Annotated in this window: 12 protein-coding genes; 3 read left to right on the top strand and 9 right to left on the bottom strand. The window is 35.8% G+C overall.

Features of this window, described 5'->3' with window-relative positions; genetic code table 11:
- Positions 1–21: 21 nt before the first annotated feature.
- From kduI to ACWPWK_RS05305, 3 genes are all read left to right on the top strand, one after another.
- The gene (kduI, locus tag ACWPWK_RS05315) at positions 22–852 is read left to right on the top strand and encodes a 5-dehydro-4-deoxy-D-glucuronate isomerase (RefSeq protein WP_109371234.1); all 831 of its coding nucleotides are present in this window, start codon (positions 22–24) and stop codon (positions 850–852) included.
- Positions 853–930: 78 nt separating this feature from the next.
- Positions 931–1,686, top strand: coding sequence for a 2-dehydro-3-deoxy-D-gluconate 5-dehydrogenase KduD (gene kduD, locus ACWPWK_RS05310; protein WP_109371232.1), 756 nt, complete (start codon positions 931–933; stop codon positions 1,684–1,686).
- A 17-nt stretch (positions 1,687–1,703) separates the two neighbouring features.
- Positions 1,704–2,765 carry a glycoside hydrolase family 88/105 protein gene (locus tag ACWPWK_RS05305; protein WP_109371230.1) on the top strand — a complete coding sequence of 354 codons (1,062 nt, stop codon included), beginning with the start codon at positions 1,704–1,706 and terminating at the stop codon, positions 2,763–2,765.
- Positions 2,766–3,973: 1,208 nt separating this feature from the next.
- Here the strand turns inward: ACWPWK_RS05305 and ACWPWK_RS05300 are convergent.
- From ACWPWK_RS05300 to ACWPWK_RS05260, 9 genes are all read right to left on the bottom strand, one after another.
- Positions 3,974–7,015 (bottom strand): chondroitinase family polysaccharide lyase, encoded by a 3,042-nt coding sequence (locus tag ACWPWK_RS05300; protein ID WP_109371226.1) that lies wholly within the window; start codon positions 7,013–7,015, stop codon positions 3,974–3,976.
- Positions 7,016–7,071: 56 nt separating this feature from the next.
- Positions 7,072–10,137, bottom strand: a complete 3,066-nt coding sequence (locus ACWPWK_RS05295) for a chondroitinase family polysaccharide lyase (RefSeq protein ID WP_109371224.1) — start codon at positions 10,135–10,137, stop codon at positions 7,072–7,074.
- Positions 10,138–10,148: 11 nt separating this feature from the next.
- A complete protein-coding gene (locus ACWPWK_RS05290) occupies positions 10,149–12,314 on the bottom strand; it encodes an autotransporter family protein (RefSeq protein ID WP_109371222.1) in 2,166 nt (721 codons plus the stop codon).
- A 36-nt stretch (positions 12,315–12,350) separates the two neighbouring features.
- Positions 12,351–13,235: an OmpG porin family protein gene (locus tag ACWPWK_RS05285; protein ID WP_109371220.1), complete on the bottom strand. Its 885-nt coding sequence runs from the start codon at positions 13,233–13,235 to the stop codon at positions 12,351–12,353.
- Between the two features lie 146 nt (positions 13,236–13,381).
- Positions 13,382–14,941 (bottom strand): sulfatase-like hydrolase/transferase, encoded by a 1,560-nt coding sequence (locus ACWPWK_RS05280; RefSeq protein WP_109371218.1) that lies wholly within the window; start codon positions 14,939–14,941, stop codon positions 13,382–13,384.
- A gap of 326 nt (positions 14,942–15,267) precedes the next feature.
- Positions 15,268–15,759: a GNAT family N-acetyltransferase gene (locus tag ACWPWK_RS05275; protein ID WP_109371216.1), complete on the bottom strand. Its 492-nt coding sequence runs from the start codon at positions 15,757–15,759 to the stop codon at positions 15,268–15,270.
- A 225-nt stretch (positions 15,760–15,984) separates the two neighbouring features.
- Complete coding sequence (locus tag ACWPWK_RS05270) at positions 15,985–16,176, bottom strand: YadA-like family protein (RefSeq protein WP_454208476.1); 192 nt, start codon at positions 16,174–16,176, stop codon at positions 15,985–15,987.
- A gap of 14 nt (positions 16,177–16,190) precedes the next feature.
- Complete coding sequence (locus ACWPWK_RS05265; protein ID WP_454208474.1) at positions 16,191–16,706, bottom strand: hypothetical protein; 516 nt, start codon at positions 16,704–16,706, stop codon at positions 16,191–16,193.
- 251 nt (positions 16,707–16,957) lie between these two features.
- Positions 16,958–17,788 carry a MurR/RpiR family transcriptional regulator gene (locus ACWPWK_RS05260; protein ID WP_454208472.1) on the bottom strand — a complete coding sequence of 277 codons (831 nt, stop codon included), beginning with the start codon at positions 17,786–17,788 and terminating at the stop codon, positions 16,958–16,960.
- Positions 17,789–18,593 lie beyond the last annotated feature (805 nt).

Raw genomic sequence — 18,593 nt, 5'->3', positions numbered from 1 at the left:
AGTAAAAATGAGGTATTTATAATGGAAATTCGTCAGCCAATTCATAGTGAACACGCTAAAAGGCTTGATACAGAAGGGCTTCGTAAGGAGTTCCTGATTGAGAACCTATTCTGTGAAGGGGAAATGAATCTCACTTATAGCCATATAGATCGCATTATTGTTGGCGGTATTGTTCCTACAACACAACCTTTAGCATTAATGGCAGGTAAAGCATTAGGCGTTGATTTCTTTTTGGAAAGACGTGAATTAGGTGCCATTAATATTGGTGGTGCAGGTAAAGTGATTGTTGATGGAGAAGTGTTTGAGATTGGCCCTCGTGAAGCCATTTATATCGGAATGGGCGCAAAATCTGTTGAATTCACTAGTGATTCTGTAGAAACGCCAGCGCGTTTTTATATGAACTGCGCACCTGCTCATCATACTTATCCAACGCGTAAAATTACGCAACAACAAGCTTCGCCAGAAAAAATTGGTAATGTAGAAAACTGCAACGTTCGTACTATCTATAAATTCTTACACCCTTCAGTGTTACCAACATGTCAATTATCAATGGGCATGACCGTTCTTGAGCCAGGTAGTTTATGGAACACCATGCCATGTCATACCCATGAACGCCGTATGGAAGTGTATCTCTATTTCGATATGAAAGATGACAATGTCGTTTTCCATTATATGGGAGAGCCAACCGAAACCCGTCATTTAGTGGTCCGCAATGAACAAGCGGTGATAAGCCCTAGTTGGTCAATCCATTCAGGTGTTGGGTCTGCATCCTATACCTTTATTTGGGGAATGGTCGGTGAAAATCAGGTATTCCACGATATGGATCACGTTGCAATGAAAGATCTGAAATAACCACGAATAGTCACATTTTTTCTTACCCTACAGATAAAAAAGGTGTGGCTATAAGGCCACATCTGAGAGGTTACTGATATGAATTTATTTGATTTAAGTGGCAAGGTTGCCATTGTCACAGGTTGTAATACAGGGCTAGGGCAAGGTATGGCCGTTGGTTTAGCGCAAGCTGGGGCTGATATTGTGGGTGTCGGTATTCAAGATGCACCCGAAACGCGTCAGCAAGTCGAAGCATTGGGTCGTCGTTTTCATTACATTACACAAAATTTAATGAAACAAGATGGATTACAAGCTGTGGTAGATGAAGCGGTTTCAGTTATGGGCCGTCTTGATATTCTGGTCAATAATGCAGGCATTATTCGTCGAGAAGATCTTTTGGAGTTTAGTGAAAAAGATTGGGATGATGTTATTGATATTAATCAGAAAACACTGTTTTTCTTATCACAAAAAGTTGCCCGCCAATTTGTAAAACAAGGAGAGGGTGGCAAGATAATTAACATTGCCTCTATGCTCTCTTATCAAGGTGGTATTCGTGTACCTTCTTACACAGCAAGTAAATCTGCGGTGATGGGATTAACTCGTGCATTAGCGACCGAGTTATCTCAATACAACATCAACGTTAATGCGATTGCTCCGGGCTATATGGCAACAGATAACACGGCTGCTTTACGTGCTGATGATGCACGTAATGCAGCTATTTTAGAACGTATTCCTGCAGGACGTTGGGGAACCCCTGAAGACGTTGCAGGCCCTGCGATTTTCTTAGCTTCTAAAGCCAGTGATTATGTTAATGGATACACAATTGCGGTTGATGGTGGTTGGTTAGCTCGTTAAATTCATGGAGAAATAGGATGGAACACGCTAATACAGAGGCTTTGCAAAAAGGTATCGTATTGCAAAATATGAAGCGAGTGTATCGTTACCAATCGGCTAATCAAGTTCGCAGTGTTCGCCGCCGTAGTGGTAAAACCCGTTTTATAAAGGATACGGATTGGGAACGCGGTGTTTTATGGAGTTGCGTAAGTGCTGCATGGCAGGCAACGCAAGACGAAGAGTACCTTAATGGTGTGTTAAATTACACGTTGCATACAGGATTTCGAACAGGACCAAATGCACGTTTTGCGGATGATCATGTCTGTGCTCAAGCTTATCTCGCCATAAGTCCGCTGTTTGAGCAACTTGAAGTGATTGAGCCAACCATTAAAGCATTCGACATTATGCTTAATGATCCTAAGCCGGGTCGTGAAGATTGGTGGTGGTGCGATGCGCTCTTTATGGCCCCTCCAGGGTTTGCTGCATTATCAGAAATAACGGGTGAGCGACGTTATTTAGATTATATGCACACAGCTTATTGGGATGCGATTGAGCATTTACGTGATCCTGAAACAGGACTTATTTTCCGTGATCATCGTTATATTCCTGATGGTCACGGAAATGAAATGCGTGAAGCTAACGGTGAAAAAGTATTTTGGAGCCGTGGTATTGGCTGGGTTTTAGCTTCAGTTCCTCGTATTCTTCAATATATGCCCGATGATTATCATGGTCGTGAACGCTATATTGTATTGTTTAAAGAATTAGCGACATCCATTCTAGGTTATCAACATGAAGATGGTTTTTGGCGAACCAGTTTATTAGATCCTGATAATTTCCCTGCGCCTGAAAGTTCAGCAACAGCGCTATTTTGTTATGGGCTAGCATGGGGAATTAATCAGGGAGTATTAGAGAAAGAAGTCTATTTCCCTGCATTAAACAGAGCATGGGCGGCATTACAAACCTGTATTCATGACAATGGCATGATAGGCTGGGTTCAACTTCCGGCATTTAACCCTCGTGAAGTGAAGTTTGAACATAATATGGATTATGGTGCTGGTGCTTATTTATTAGCAGGGAGTGAAGTGTTAAAACTTTCGTGAAATAGCTAGACCCTTGATATTGACGCTTCGTTTTCTTACACGCTCTATTATGCTTTCCGTGTAATATTTTCCTTATTAGGATGCCGACCAAAAATAGGGGTCGGCTTTTTTTTATATTTAAATTAATAAAATAAGAGGTAACAGTAATTTGTTACCTCTTACTATAAATTAGGGTGCTTAGATTAAACCGTAATAACTTAATTCGAAAACTGCGGGGGATTTCTCCCCCACAAGGTTAGTGTTTATTATTAATAAACTTAACCTGAACATTTATATATTCACTATTAATCGTGAAATTCTCAATTGGATTATTATAGAATAAGGTTATCAATGATACGGTGATATTTACACTAATAATAATCATACTAATAAGAGAATATTTGTTCATTTTCTTGACAGCTCCTTTATAAGGAGGCAGAATCAAGTTCTCGGGTTTGAGTCGGCCTCGGTTAATGTTTAAATAACGTAATCGGGGCTTTTCTCTTTCTGGCCTTTACAAAATGCTTGAACCAGATTGATCCAAGCACCCGCGCAGAGAATAGCAAAATATTTATTTGAGACAACACATTTATTATCAATAATAAATTATTCGATTTGTTTTCGTTATTTTAAATAAATAATTGATTCGCTAATGGGTGTAACTAATAAAATAAGAGGTAACAGTAATTTGTTACCTCTTATTATAAATTAGGGTGCTTAGATTAAACCGTAATCACTTAATTAGAAAACTGCGGGGGATTTCTCCCCCACAAGGTTAGTGTTTATTATTGATAAACTTAACCTGAACATTTATATATTCACTATTAATCGTGAAATTCTCTATTGGATTATTATAGAATAAAGTTATCAGTAATACGGTGATATTTACACTAATAACAATCACACTAATCAGAGAATATTTGTTCATCTTCTTGACAGCTCCTCTATAAGGAGGCAGAATCAAGTTATCACACTGGAGACGGCCTCGGTTAATATACAATATATTTTCCGGGGCTTTTCTCTTTCTGGTGCTTGCAAAATGCTTGAACCAGATTGATCCAAGCACCCGCGCAGAGAATAGCAAAATATTTATTTGAGACAACACATTTATTATCAATAATAAATCATTCGATTTGTTTTTGTTATTTTAAATAAATAACTGATTCGCTAATATAATAAACCCCTCGGTATTTTTATATCGAAGGGTTTTAATTGAAATATTAAACTATTTACTTAACTAAACTAATTACAATAGGTGTTGCTTGTATTGTCGTAGTAGTAATAAGCGTATTATCATTCTGATGTTTAATAATAACACCTGATTGAGATGTTGCTAATTTCCACACTCCTTTTACGGTAATTGTGCTACTTATTGGTTTAGAGTCGGCCGTTAACCATTGACGAGAATAAACACTGACTTCGACTTGATTTCTATTATTATCAATTTGGTCAGCTTCAATGCCTTGATATAAATTTAAATCAGGATTAACAATACTCAATGTTAACTGTTGGTTTTGTGCTTTAGCCATCACCATAGTAGGTGCATCACTCGATAATAATATTGCTTGAGGTGATTTTAATTGTGTCGCTTCAAAAAAAGCATACCCTTCTTCTTGGGTGATTTTATCTTTTACCGCATGCAATTGATTATTATGTTGCAATACAGTGTATTCAGGTGCTTTATTATCTTGTGACTCAATCGCTATCGCATACTCATAAGTCGCATCACTAGGTGCGTTACCATGAGAGATCACGGCTGTTGCAAATAGTTGTTCTGTTGGTTTTGAATTTCTATCATCAAGAGAATGCTGTTTTTGATAACTAAATTCTACGGTTTGTCCTTTAGTGAGCTTATATAAATTACCAGCAGGATCAATTAAAGTATCTGCATTATTTAAAGTTAATTGAGTACCTAATTGATTAACCTCTTTGCCATTAATTATCACAGATTGTAATTTAGGAACAGCAAATTGGAACAGTGTGGTTTCTGTTGTATGCTGTTTGTCCGTATTTTCAATGCCCGATCCTAATGCAATAACCCTATTATCAAATAAGAAATAGGATTTATTAGCTCTTAAGCTTTGTTGTTGATATTTGCTGTGACCATGTAATTTCATGGCAAACATACCGTTATTATTTAATGTATTTGCACCAGAATAGCTTTCTGTTGAAAGCAACATTTCTTCAATACCTGCACTCGGTAATTGGTTTAATTTTGCTTCAAGTTCATCATAAGGAAGATGAATTGTCGTGGTACCTGGATATCGATTCCAATCCCATCCTGCATGGCTAAACCCTGATTGTGCTAAGTTTGCGGGTATGATTTCCAATTGACCATACTGTAAGTAGCGTCCATAACGATTGTTATTTTCATAACTTTCATTACCAACAAGATAACGACTAAATCCGCGAGCGATAGCAAGCCAGCTTTGTTGTGGTGCTTGAATAGAGGCTCTACGCTGTATCGCCATCGAAGCATAGTTCATTGCCCATGCGCCAGTGGGTTCATTTTCAGCTTTAATACCTTCAAAACTGTCTTTGTTATCTAATTTTGCATAGGTCGCAGCCAATGTGGTATCTAATTTTTGTTTGCCATCAGGTGTACCGGCTAATGCCATCCATTTAAATGGTGCGATCCCTATTTTATGTAATCCAGTAGGATGGCGGCCACTTAATACCACGGGAATTTGTGTCTCTTTAGTGTAGATGCGCATTTTTAATAACACATCTTTTAAACGTTCATGGGCTGAAGATGAAAGACGGAAAGGGGAATCACTTAGCGCATAAACACTAGGAGCTAAACCACCAAAAGCATCTTTCGCATACGCTGGATAGTGCTGCGAGTGGTGAAAAATAGAACCATCAGGCTTGAAACCACCTGCAACACCTTTTGAACTTAGTATGGTTTTATTTAGCCAGTTTTGCAGTTGCGCTAAGGCTTGTTGGCGTTGTTGATAATCTGGCAACATCAGTAAGCTTTTTATCATCCACTGTAATTGTGTGTTGAGAATATCAACGTTTGCATCAACGATCTCATCGTCTTTTTCAAAAATTCGGCCTGTGGCGTTGTACCACATCATTGCCTGTTGTGTTGGTGCTAAAAGATGATTTTTTGCCAGAATATGACGACCAATAAACCATGCATCAAAAAGCTCTCTGGTTTGATATCCAACATGAGTAATAATTTGATAACCACTACCTCGTGTAAAACCTTGCTCAAGAACGTAACGAGTTCCTAATAAATAAAGATCTTCTAATTTTTTTCTATCGGCTACTGATAAGGAATTACTACGCAAGTAAATAGCAGTTTGCAGAAGCGTTTTACCTACATCTCTTAGCATATTAGTATCAAGTAATGCTTTTTTCGTCTCTTCACTAAATACGCCTTCAGCTTTCATAAAGTTTTGCCGGTTGGGGTGATCTAGTGCTTTTCCTGTTATTGATCCATCAGCGTGTTGTGTTAATTCTAATTTTTCCCAGAGTGCTAAATTTTTATCTAGCATATCTGAGGTAATTTTTTTATCGCTGTTAATTCCCTGATAATACTCAAAACGCTGATAAATTGATGCCATTTCAGCTTGATCATCATGAAACTCAGTATCGAAATTTAGAGTTGGATAATGCACTTTAAACATCTGATCGTACATCAGTAAAGCACTCCAGTTTTTACTGACCATGGTATTTACTGCATTATTAACATAAGGCACATTATCATCAGGAACTGCCCAGCGATTGTCTAACGGTACACTCATAATAATTTGGTCGAAAAAGAGAGTTCCAGCTTGATTTGGTGCCGTAATGACTAATTGATCTAATTTCCCTGTTGCAGTGCCTTTCATATCACGAAAGGGAACTGCAATACCTCGCCATCCTGTGAAATTAAGTTGAGCATCAAAACTTAATGCCACTTGATCATTTTGTTTGAATTGTAATGTGAGGGGCGATGATTGTGGTTTTTCATTGTAAATCCACATCATAAACGTGAGTGGTGTCGCGGTATCTTTATCATCCTGATAATTTACTTGATTATTAAGTGTTAATGTTGCTTGTGGTTGATATTGCCACTTGAGTGATTGAACGCCATCTTTGGCATGTTCTTTACTTAACGATAATTGATTGCTATTTGAAGTGACTAATGTATTTGGCATTTCACCTTCAAAGAGGTAAAGATCACCAAAAGGTTCATGAGAAAGAGAAGGTAATGCTTGTGCGGGTAAGGATAAGCAGAAACTTAGTGTAATAGCATGGGCTAAAGGATGTTTTATTAGCATAATCAGATTTCCTGCAAATAAAAAAGGAACGCGAATGCGTTCCTTTAAAGGTTAAATCAAGGGAGAGGTGAGAGTTTAATTTCTTGTGGAATACCAAAATAACTGGTGAAAGTGAGTTCGGTATTCTCACCAGAAACGCGATGTTTTACCTCACCATCTTTATCCACAGACTGCCATTTTCCATTAACGGTGACATTAATTGTGACAGGTGTTGCGGCTTTCTGCCGTGTCATATTTAAATCTGGTGTAACGGCACTGACAGTAAGTGTATTTCCTTGATGATGAGTCATTACAATCGCGGGTTTATCAACCTTTTTGATCCATTTATCTTCAATTGATGCAGATTGATAAAAGACATATCCCGTCACATTGCTGAGTTTATCGTAAATAATATGAACATCTTTATCTTTACGAAGAACCTGATATAACCCATTATTTTCATGGAACTTCTCTGCCATTTCTCTCATTTTTTCAGGAGTCGCATCTAAAAAGACCATATACTCATAACTGGAATCTTTAGGTTGAACGCTGTGATCAATCCACGCTGAACTGAAGTTCCCTTCCGTTGGTTGGCGATTTTTATTTTCAGCCGAGGTCTGGTGTTGGCGACTGACATTCACTTTTTCTGCTTGGGTAATTAAATAGCCATTACCGTTGCTATCGATGATCCAATCACCTTGTTTTAGCGTGGTTTGATAAGGGAAACTGTCAACTTTTTGCCCATTAATCCAGATGGTATTTAATGTTGGTGTAATGGCATGTTGGAATAACGTTGTTTCAACATTTTTATTTTTATCGCTGCTATTAATATTGCTACCGACAAAAATTAAATGGTTATCCGCCGCTAATACAGTTTTTTTAGCCGTAAAGTTAGGATCAAAACGCTCAAGATTAGCAGGATAAATAAGATCAAATGCCATCATGCCATATTTACCATCAAGGGCAGATGTTCCACTAAATCCACGCTCTCCACGTTGCATTAACGTATGAGGTTTAGGGCTATCTAACTCTTTAAGAGGAAGATGAATAGTGGTTGCTCCTGGCATTCTATTCCAATCCCAACCTTCTTGTTGATAGCCTTGTGAAAGCTGTGAGCCATTACTGACTATCTGGGCTACACCATGGCTTTGATAACGACCATAGCGGTTATCTTTGTTATAAATTTCAGATGACCAAACATTGGTGTTATACGCTTTTAGTGTCACCATTTTATCTTGCCAACGATGAATACCAAAGGCACCACCATTAAAGGCATAGAATCCTTGAGGAAGTGCTGCTGGTGCAATCTTTTCACCAAAAATAGCGCTCGATTCACTTTGCGTTTTATCACTAATGGCAAGATAAATAGAAGCGAGCGTTTTATCAGGTGATGGTTTTGCAGACATTGCAAGCCAGTAATAGCCTTGAGCAACCGATTTTAATGACGGTGAATTAAACGGGTGCCGCCCAGCTAAAGGTAATCCTACTTCAGGATTACTGTAGATCCATGCCGAAACCATGGCTTTTTTCAGGTTATTCCAACCACTTTCACCAACAGAAAAAGGTGTACCACGCAGTAAATAAATAAGCTGAGAGGCATTTTTAAAAGCAGGAAAAGAGTAACCCGGATAGTTACCTTCATGTCGCCATGCTGTACCATCAGGACGTAAACCATCTTTACCGCCTGGCGGTACTTGAGTTAATGCACCAGTAATGTAATGACTGAAAGTATTAACTAAGTTGATGCGCTTTTGATCATCAGGCTCTAGCAATAATAAAGCCAAGTGCTGACGAGATAAGGTGTTGAAATAGTCTAAATCTGAACTGTCTGCTCCTACCTTCATATCAAAACTACTTTTAAACTCTCGTGAATACCACAGTAATGAGTCATAAACTTGAGTTTGTAGATTGGCTTCTTTTAGGGCATCAGACATTAATAATGTAGATATATACCACCAACGAGAACTATATCCCCAGTGATGAGTTGTGACTAATGCACTCCCTTTAACAAAGCCTTGATCTAATAAATGCTTTGTCATTAATAAGTACATCTGTTTTAACTGGGCTTTTTGTGACGGATCTTTTTCAAGAACATAAGCACGACTGATATTAAACATTAATGTCGTGTAATTACCTAAAATAACGTAATTATCAAAAAGCGACTTATCTTGAGAATTAAGGTTTTCTGGTTGATAAATAATGGTTTGTTTATCCGTGATCAGATGTCGCCCTTGTATTCCACCATCCGCTAAAGTGTGAATGTTAAGTGCATCAAAATCACTTTTTAACTTGCTGATATTTTCTTCTAACGCGAGATTTGTTTCTTTTTCGCCACCCACAAATTCATTAATAAGACGTTGGCGAATAAGGTCAATTGCCGCTAAATTTTCAGGTGTTACAGGTAATTGAGGCTGTACAGTGTGAAATTGAATTTCTGGCTCTGATAAGCGTGTTTTTATTTGATAATCAGACCATTGATAGCGAGCATCATCGATAGAAAACATAATACGATCGATATATATTTCGCCTTGCCCCACATTAGACGGGGATTTAAATCGTATACTGTCAACATTTGCACCCAAAGCACGACCGACGCTATCTTGAGAGCCATCTGACGAGGTATTCATGGGATTTAATGTCATTTCACGGTTTTCAAGGTCGTTATTTAGTGAAATACCCACTGCGCGCCAACCCGTAAAATTCAGTTTTACTTTAAAGCCCGCTTGCGCTTCGCTGTTGGCGTTAAGTTTTTCACCAAAATCAACAGTGAGATAGCCATTAATCGGTTTTTCGTTATAAAGCCAAAATGATAAAACGGGTGTAGATGCACGTCCCCATGCTTTAGAGGCTTCTTTGTCTGTTGGTACAATCAGCTTTTTATGCAAAGTAAAACTACTGCCACCTTTCCATTTCCACAAAAGGGATTGGCTTCCCATAATGCTGCGCTTATCAGATAACGTTAGTGTTGAGTTTTTATCTGTTGTGAAATCAGCTAACGGATTATTTTGGGCAAAATGATATATTTCAGACTGCATCAGATTATTAGGATCAAATGCAGGATTGTTTGTTGCTGCCATTGCATTATAAGGGGCTGATAATAGCCCCAATGTCATGGTAAGTGCAGTAAAGCGAAATATCGGCATATTTATTCTCCTTAGAAACGCTGGCTAACAGTAAAACCAATGCGCCCTTCATTGAATTTGTCATAACGCTGATATCCCATCGTTGTGCCTAAATTTAGCGTGTTGGTAATATCGAGATTGGCACCTAATTCTGCACTAATAATGTCACCGCCAACGGCATTTCCTTTAATATCAAAAGTGCTTCCTCCAGTATTAAAATAAGTGAGGCTGTGGCGTTGATTAATATTATTTTCCCCCGCAATATCTTTGAAATAACGGAGATTAAGTGATGGTGTTAATTTGCCATAAGAGGTTTGATAGCTATTCCATAAAGCAACAGATCCTCCTAATTGATTAACTGCGTAGCGTTGACCATAAGTACGCATTGATAATGCCGAACCTGTTTCTTCCCACGAATCAATATTTAGCCATTGATATTGGTAAGTCAGCATTGGTTTAATATGGATGAAATCAAAATCAAAATAGGTTCCTGCATTAATCTGATAACCTAATTGCACACCAGAATAATCACCTTTTGCTTTGGTATTTCCTTGCCATCCGGTATTGCCGCCGATATCTCGCTCGCTATCGACAGTGTAATAACCAATATTTAAATTACCGTTTAGGAATAATGTGTCACTATACCAACCGGTGTAAGGCATAAATTCAAAATGGTTAATTTCTTTACTTGCGTTACGTTGTTTCGCGTCAGCTTTGGCGTAGTTATAAGCAAAAGAAACGCCGATAAGAGCATCTTGATTAATTTCGTAATCAGTACCGATTTGAATACCTGTGCGGTAAGTGTTGTAACCGTTAATGCCACCTTGATTACTTTGTGTACCGTAACCGTACAGCATATTAACCCAGCTATTCCAGCCAGCTTCTCTTTCTTCAATAGGTAATTGGTTATCATAGCGTAAATAGCGATGAGCAATATTATTGCGCATATCTTCAACCATGATTAATCCCGCTTGAATATCACTACCATCAGCGATAGGGGCTAAATCATTCGATAATGCGGCAATATTATTATCGTCATTTCCTGCGGCGACTAATAAACTCAGTGCTTCATCTGAAACTTGGCTACGCGTATTATTAAATTCATTTAATACGGTTGGAATAACAAAGTTTGCTGCTGCTAATCCATTTTCACTTACATTGCCACGTTCCGCTGCACTAATAAAATTATTGCCGCCTTCATAACTAATACCATAACGTGCAACTAACTGATTGCCACTAACGCCACCACTAATATTCGGCGGTGTGGTTTCTAACCATGAATCTGTTTTTTCTAATAAAGGAGAAACATCTGGTGCAATGGCATTAGCATCAGTAACGGTGATACCAGCTTCGTCTTTAATGGCGGAATTCGAAGAAATTAATACGATATCTTTGTTAATGATATTATCGACACTGGTTCCTTTAAAATCTAATTTTGCTTGGCTACCTCTTTTAAAGGTGACATCACCATCAACATGGAGAATAGCGTCATCAGTATTGGTATTATCATCAAGGCGGAAAATAAGCTGACTATTTTCCTTATTCATGAAATTACCTTCCCAATGAATTGTTCTATCTTTTCCTTGGATAGTTAAATTGCCATGATTTTCAACTAATGGAACACCTGTGATTTTGTATCCATCAAATAAAGCGTTTTGAGCACCACCTTGATAAGCAAAGTTTATTTTAGTGTCAACGTGACCATTTCCTAGAATATCACCGTGGATCTCACCATTTACATCACTTCTAAAACCTGTATTCAGTGTTCTAAAGTCAATAGCCGCTGTTTTTCCTCGAATAATGGCGCCGTCTCTAATATAAACACCAGTACCTCGTTTTGGAAAATCGCCTTCAACAAGTATTGCTGTACCATTTTCACTGGTGACGTTAGCACCATTTAAATTAATATTACTGCTAAAAGAGGCACCCTGATTTATTTTGATTGCACTGGCACCATCACCCGTTACGGTAATATTTTTTGTGATTGCTTGAGCTTTATATTCTGTTGATGAACCATTAAATACAACGCCATCACCTTGTGAAACTGTGACATCTTTATCTATTTGAGCATTATTGCCATTATTAACATTAACGGTTTCACAGATATTTAAATTAGGATCACAATCAGCAGCCCACGCAGAACCATAAATAGCTGATAAAATAGCAGCGCTCAAAAATAACAATTTTTTATTTTTCACAATATAACTCCATGAACAATTATATGATTTTAATTATTAGAATGTTGCTCGGAATGAAACTTTGAAATAATCCTGAGTTGATTTACTACCATCATTTTTATTTTCAACTCGTTCATTATAATATTCCGTCATGACTCGCCATTGAGGTGATATTTGATAAGCCATTTGTAGGGTATAACGGGTCATATCTTTTTCGACATAAACACCTTTATTTGTTCTATCTTCTATTTTTCCAAAAATAGATTTACGCATTGATGGAGAAACAATTAATCCTATCGGTGTTGTCCAGTTAACATACATACGTAATTGCTGATTGTGGTTTGTTTCTTTTGTGTCGTATTCTTCGTGTCGAATAGCTTGCTTACCACCATCAAAATAAGCAACGGTTGTATTAATATTAGGAGTGACAAAATAGCGTAGACCAGGTTCAATTTCCCAGCCTAAGTAATCCGTGTTTGTGACACCATTACTACGTTTATCTTCTTTCTTTTGTAAGCCAAATAAAACGCTACCCGTTAAAGCCCAATTTTTATTGATTGGAAATTGGTAATTGGTTTTTGATTCATAGAAATCAATAGTTAATCTACTTCCATTATCATAGTTAGTGAGATCTTGACGTACTTTTAAACCAGGTTGGATCCAACCATTATTTAATTTAAAACGATAGCTACCCTGTAAATCATAACGCTGATAACGGTTTTTATTGTCATGCTCACGTTGACGAAAACCAACATCGAAATACCAGTTAGACTTATCAGGATTAATATTAAAATCTACACGATAACCAGCATAGTTATTTGGTGTATCGTAATCTGCTGTTTCCCACGAAAACATGGCATTGACATTAGCTGCTTGAGAATGAAAAGAAGTTAAACCTAAGCCAAGAAGAGGTAAAAAAAGAGCAATACGAAGTTTGTTCATGGTATATATCCAATTCTTTATTCGCTTTTATTTGTGTCAATTTTTAGGTGTAGGACATCTTTCCCTTTGTTTTATTAAAAGGATTTTTTATATCAGCGAATTGGGTTTATATATAGCGCCATAATATTATGGCGCAGATATTTTTATTATTTTTCTTTACATGTTGATATTGTTTTATTTAATTTATTGGTTGTAGCCGTAATAAATTCAGTGGCGCGCCAAGAATCTCCTGTTTTTTCCAACCAAGGGGTTAATTCTTCTTTAATTAACTTCTCAATTAAAGGCATATTATCTTTGGCAATATTTTTCATTTGATATGGATCGTTCACATTGTCATATAAAGTATATTTTAATGGCTGTCCATCTTGTCTATCTATAACCAAAGTATGAGTTTTGGTTCTGACACCTCGTTTACCGAATGAAGGTTCACCATAAGGAATAAAGAGATAAAGCTGAGAATTTGCTGTGTCGCCTTTGCCTGTGACTACCCTATCTGCAAGATTAGTACCTTCTACGGAATCAGGGATCCATTCCGATAAACCAAGTAGTCCTAAGATAGTTGGGTAAATATCAGGTGCTGACATTAATGCATCGTCAGTGCCTGGTTTAATTTTACCCGGTAAACGAAACATCATAGGAACACGCATAGATTCTTCATAAGGATTATTTTTTGTTGCTTGTCCATTTGCCCCTAAGCAACTGCCATGATCAGAGAAGAAAACAACGAGAGTATTATCTGCAAGACCTTGTTTTTCTAATTCATCTACGATGCGACCAAATTGCTCATCAACACCGTTGACCATTGCCATATATTCTTTGAAATATTGAGGACCATAACCTTCTTGATATTCAGTATCCCATTGTACATTTGGGCGTGTATTTAGCTCTTTTGACGTTTTACCTTGATAAGCATCGAGGTACTTTTTCGGTACTTGATCATAAGGTGAATGAGGAGGGTTCATTGAAACCACTAATGCAAATGGTTTTGAATTATCTCTAAATTGATTGTTTTCATTTTTGAGGAACTTGATTGCCATATCAGCTTCATGTTCAGGTCCCCATTGATCAATGTAAATTGGCTTATCACGAGGGGTATCGTTTGCCCAATACATTGGTTTTAAATGTAAATCATAAGTGCCATAAGAATACCAAAAATCAAAACCATGACGTCTATCTGGTGCTGCCCATTCATTCCAATAACGACCTTCCATTGGATTGTTGTAACTTTTAATAAACGGTTCGTAAGGTGCGTCAAGGTGCCATTTACCAATATAGCCTGTGCTGTAATCGAGAGATTTTAAAACATCCGACCAACATTTTGCATAAGGCGATAAATCAATACCCACTTTTCCACCGTAATCATGAGCATTACCTGTAATGCCATTGCGTACAGGATATTGTCCTGTCATAAACATGCCCCGAAAAGGAGAACACAAAGGATAGTTTGATGCCATTTGTGTCATTACTTTGGCTTGCTTCGCAAATTTATTAAGATTAGGTGTAATTGAAGGATCTTCCCCCATAAACTGCAGAGCGTGAGCACGCATTTCATCAGGAAAAACAATTAATAAATTAGGCGCGTTTTCTGGGCGCGTTGGTTTGTTAGGCGTAGAGCTCCCTGAATTAGCAAGAACAGGGGTAGAAACAGACATTGCCGCACCGCTGGCTGCGAGTCCTTTGATAAAAGTTCTGCGGGAAACAGTCATTGCTTCCTCCTATTTTACGTTTACTTTCGAATTGGTGTCTTTTATCTTATTTATACTTTTGTATAAGATCAAAAAGTAAGTTAACGAAAGATCAAGAATTGAAAGGGAGATCACAGAATGATGTCAAATTGTAAGCAATTTGACAGCTAAAATAGGAGTTGGAATATTGTTAAGAATAGATTAATTTTTTATTGTTTTATTTATTATATTGATTTATATAGATATTATTTGTTTTGTGATGACGGTAGCAAAAATATCTAAAAGCCTCCCTTTTTAGCTGGAAAATAGGATAACAGAAAGTGTAAGTCTTTTTCTTTCGTTTGTTTTCATTGTCCTTTAATGATCCACCAAGATGTGCCTTTAAACTCAAAGTTTTTAACGACCTCCATGCCCAATTTTTGATGTGCTTTTAGTGACCGAATATTTTCGCTATTAACAAATGCGATAGGGTGCCCGCCATGTAAAGAACAGATCTGTTGGTAGAGCTTTTTTAATAGTGACTTTCCTCGGTGCGATTTATCAATACAAACGGGGCCGTAAAACCAATTGTTTTGTGTTATTTCTGGAAAGTGTTGGTTAATAGCTTGAGCAATTGGAGGGATCGAAAAAGAGGTAACAGGAAAGCTAAAAACAACAGCAATAATATTTTCCTGGTAAAGTGCAACAATGGCGTTAGTGCTATTTTGATACATCGCCTCAACTTTATTTAGAGGATATTCACCATATAATCCACCTTGTTGAGATTCAGAATTTGCCTGTAATAATAGTGCTACTGCACTTATATCTTTAGCAGTCATTTTTTGAAATATATAATTCATTTTTTATTCCTTTTTGCTCTGGCTTATAATCCTAGTATATAAAAAATAATGTATATTACAAAAAATATGTTAGAAATACTAAAGTTAAACTTATCAATTTTTCTTTAGATGATTTATTGCCAATTGAAATTCTTTTTTATAAAGAAGCAGTAATATTACTTAAATTATTACTGCTTTAATTATAAAGTTATTTTTTAATAATCTGATTATAGAAGAGAAAATTGTTTACCAACCATAAGCTAATCCACCACCAATAATGATTTCTTTTTCACTATTAATGGATGAATTTAATCGAAATGCAATATCGTTATTTGGTTTATATTGCACACCTCCAGCAAATGCTGTTCCTGTTCGATAATTACTGATGCCAATTCCGCCACTTAAAGTGTGATGAGAAAGGTAAGGAATGCTTGTCATTGCAACTGATGAAGCTATGCCAGCAAATACTTTTTTTCTAACGCGATAATTTCTTTGTCTAAATTTGCAATTGAGTCTGTGATTTCGGACTGTCTTTTTTTATAATAATTATCAAAATCATTCATATTGGTTTTTAGATTATTGATATCTGTACTAAGGCTTCTCTTTAGCTGATTGATGGTATTATTTGTTACTATTTTACTTTTATCAACCAGCTTTTTAGCTTGAGCAAAGTTAACGGCATCAGTATTATTTTTTCCCTCACTAACATTAACTAATCTAGAAGTGTGTTTATTTTCAATATTACCAAATGATACTGTATTTTCTTCCGTTGCTAATGAATTAGCGCCAATAGCAACTGAATGTGTATTTTTAGCTTGGCTATTTGTTCCTATTGCAATTGAACCGTTACCTGATGCATTACTTTTATCGCCTAATGAAATACTAGGGATATTAATGATTATTGGATCTTCTTTATTTTCTTTGATTAAGTTTGTGTGAATAGGAGAAATTTGGAAATAAGAAAACAATCAAAAATAATTTTTTAAATAACATTTAATTTAATCCTTTAATGATCTTTAGTGGTATGAATTAATGCTAAATGATTACTTTTCTCATCACAAATAAAACATTCTGTATTTACTCTTAAAAATAGTTTTAAATAAAATACTAAGCTATTTAATATTTGATCAATAGTTATAGTTCATTAAATAATATTTAAAAAAATTATTTTATAAAAAACTGCATCTTACTTAAGATGCAGTTTAGGATAAAAAAGTTATTAATGTTTTTTTCTAAAAGCAAAAGCGACAGAGATTGCTTGTAGCAGACACATTGTTGAAGTTTGAGAACGAAAGGTTTTTATTTGAGCTTCTTTAACAGTTAAACAAACATCGCTTAAACTCGCTAATGGGCTAATTGGACTATCAGTAACAATAATCTGTTTTGCTTCTTTGTAAGTTGCCATTTCACACATTTTTTGCATTTCATCTGAATAATACGGATGGAAATGAATACCAAAGAGCACATCACGATGTGTAATATTTCTTAATTGCTCTTTGTACATCCCGCCTAGACTGTTGACAAAAACAGTCTCACAAGGGATATGCGAGAGAGCATGAAAAAAATAACTTGCAGCACTGAATGAGTGATGAAAGCCACAAATATAAATTGTGTCAGCGTGTTCGAGTAACTGTAATGTTTTATTTAACATTTCTCTGTGAGTCTGATTTGCCAATTGTTGCAATGAATGGCTATTTGCTTGTGCAAATTCTTGCAAAATATAGGCTGGCTCATTCAGATTAGGAGGCTCCTCTTTATATTTTTGTTTATAAGTTAAATTTTCATTTTCATTTACCATTTCATTCATCAAGTGATTTTGAAATAATTGTTTCATTTCATTGAAGCCATTGAAATGAAATGCGTTGGCAAAACGAATTAATGTTGATGGAGGAACATTTGCTTTATCTGCAAGGATCGCAATTGTATCAAATGCCACACTGTTTTTATTATCAAGTAGATAATGTGCAACCTGCTGTAGCCTTTTACTTAATCCATTATAGCGGGAGCGAACTTGTTCCTGTAGTTCATTCAGATTTGTTGCAGTAGACATAGTACCCTCAATAAAAATACTATTGTAATTGTAGTGTTTTTTGCGTGGCATTTGAATGTTTTTAGCTAATAGTAATTAAAATGAAATATAGAGTTAATTTCAAGTAAATTAATGACCTAAAGGTAATTATTCGATGTTTAAAACTCTATTTTATTTATTCTTTATTAATTTTATTATAACCTTGCGAAATTAATTTTCTTTATTTGAGTTTAAATGAAATTATTATTTCAAATTAACTAATGTGATATTAATAATGATATTGACTTCATTAGAAAGATTTTATTTTATTTGACATTATTTGTTTTATTTTGTTGAAAATTTGGCTTAGATTATTATTTTTTATTATCAATGTTATCTCTATTTGAAATGTTAAGTGTTTTAATATCTTTGTGCGCGATGATTGATATTTATAATACGACGCTTGTTTTATTTGTTAATGATAGTAATTTATCACTATCTTAATTAAAATTTATTTTCATTGGTTGAAATTTTTATATGCAAAACGATCACTCGTGGATTAATTTATTAATGTACTATTGTCATGATCATTACTCAGAAATGATGCCGGTTATATTTTTTATTTGTATTGTTGGTATTATTTTTGGTGTTATACGCGAAATGCGCTGGTTATCCGTTTTTTTTACGGTTCCTCTAATTATTATTGTATTTTGCTTAATAAGTTCTAATTTAGGATAAGTGAAAGATACAATTGTTTTTATAGTTAGACAATTGTTGTATTGATATTATTTTTGATTATTATTTTTTATTCCTATTTTTATGTTTTTTGTTATGTATATAAACACCT

This window comes from Proteus sp. Marseille-Q3619 (genome assembly GCF_965283115.1).
Note: the sequence above shows the minus strand (reverse complement) of the source record. Positions and strands in the feature narration are given on the sequence as shown.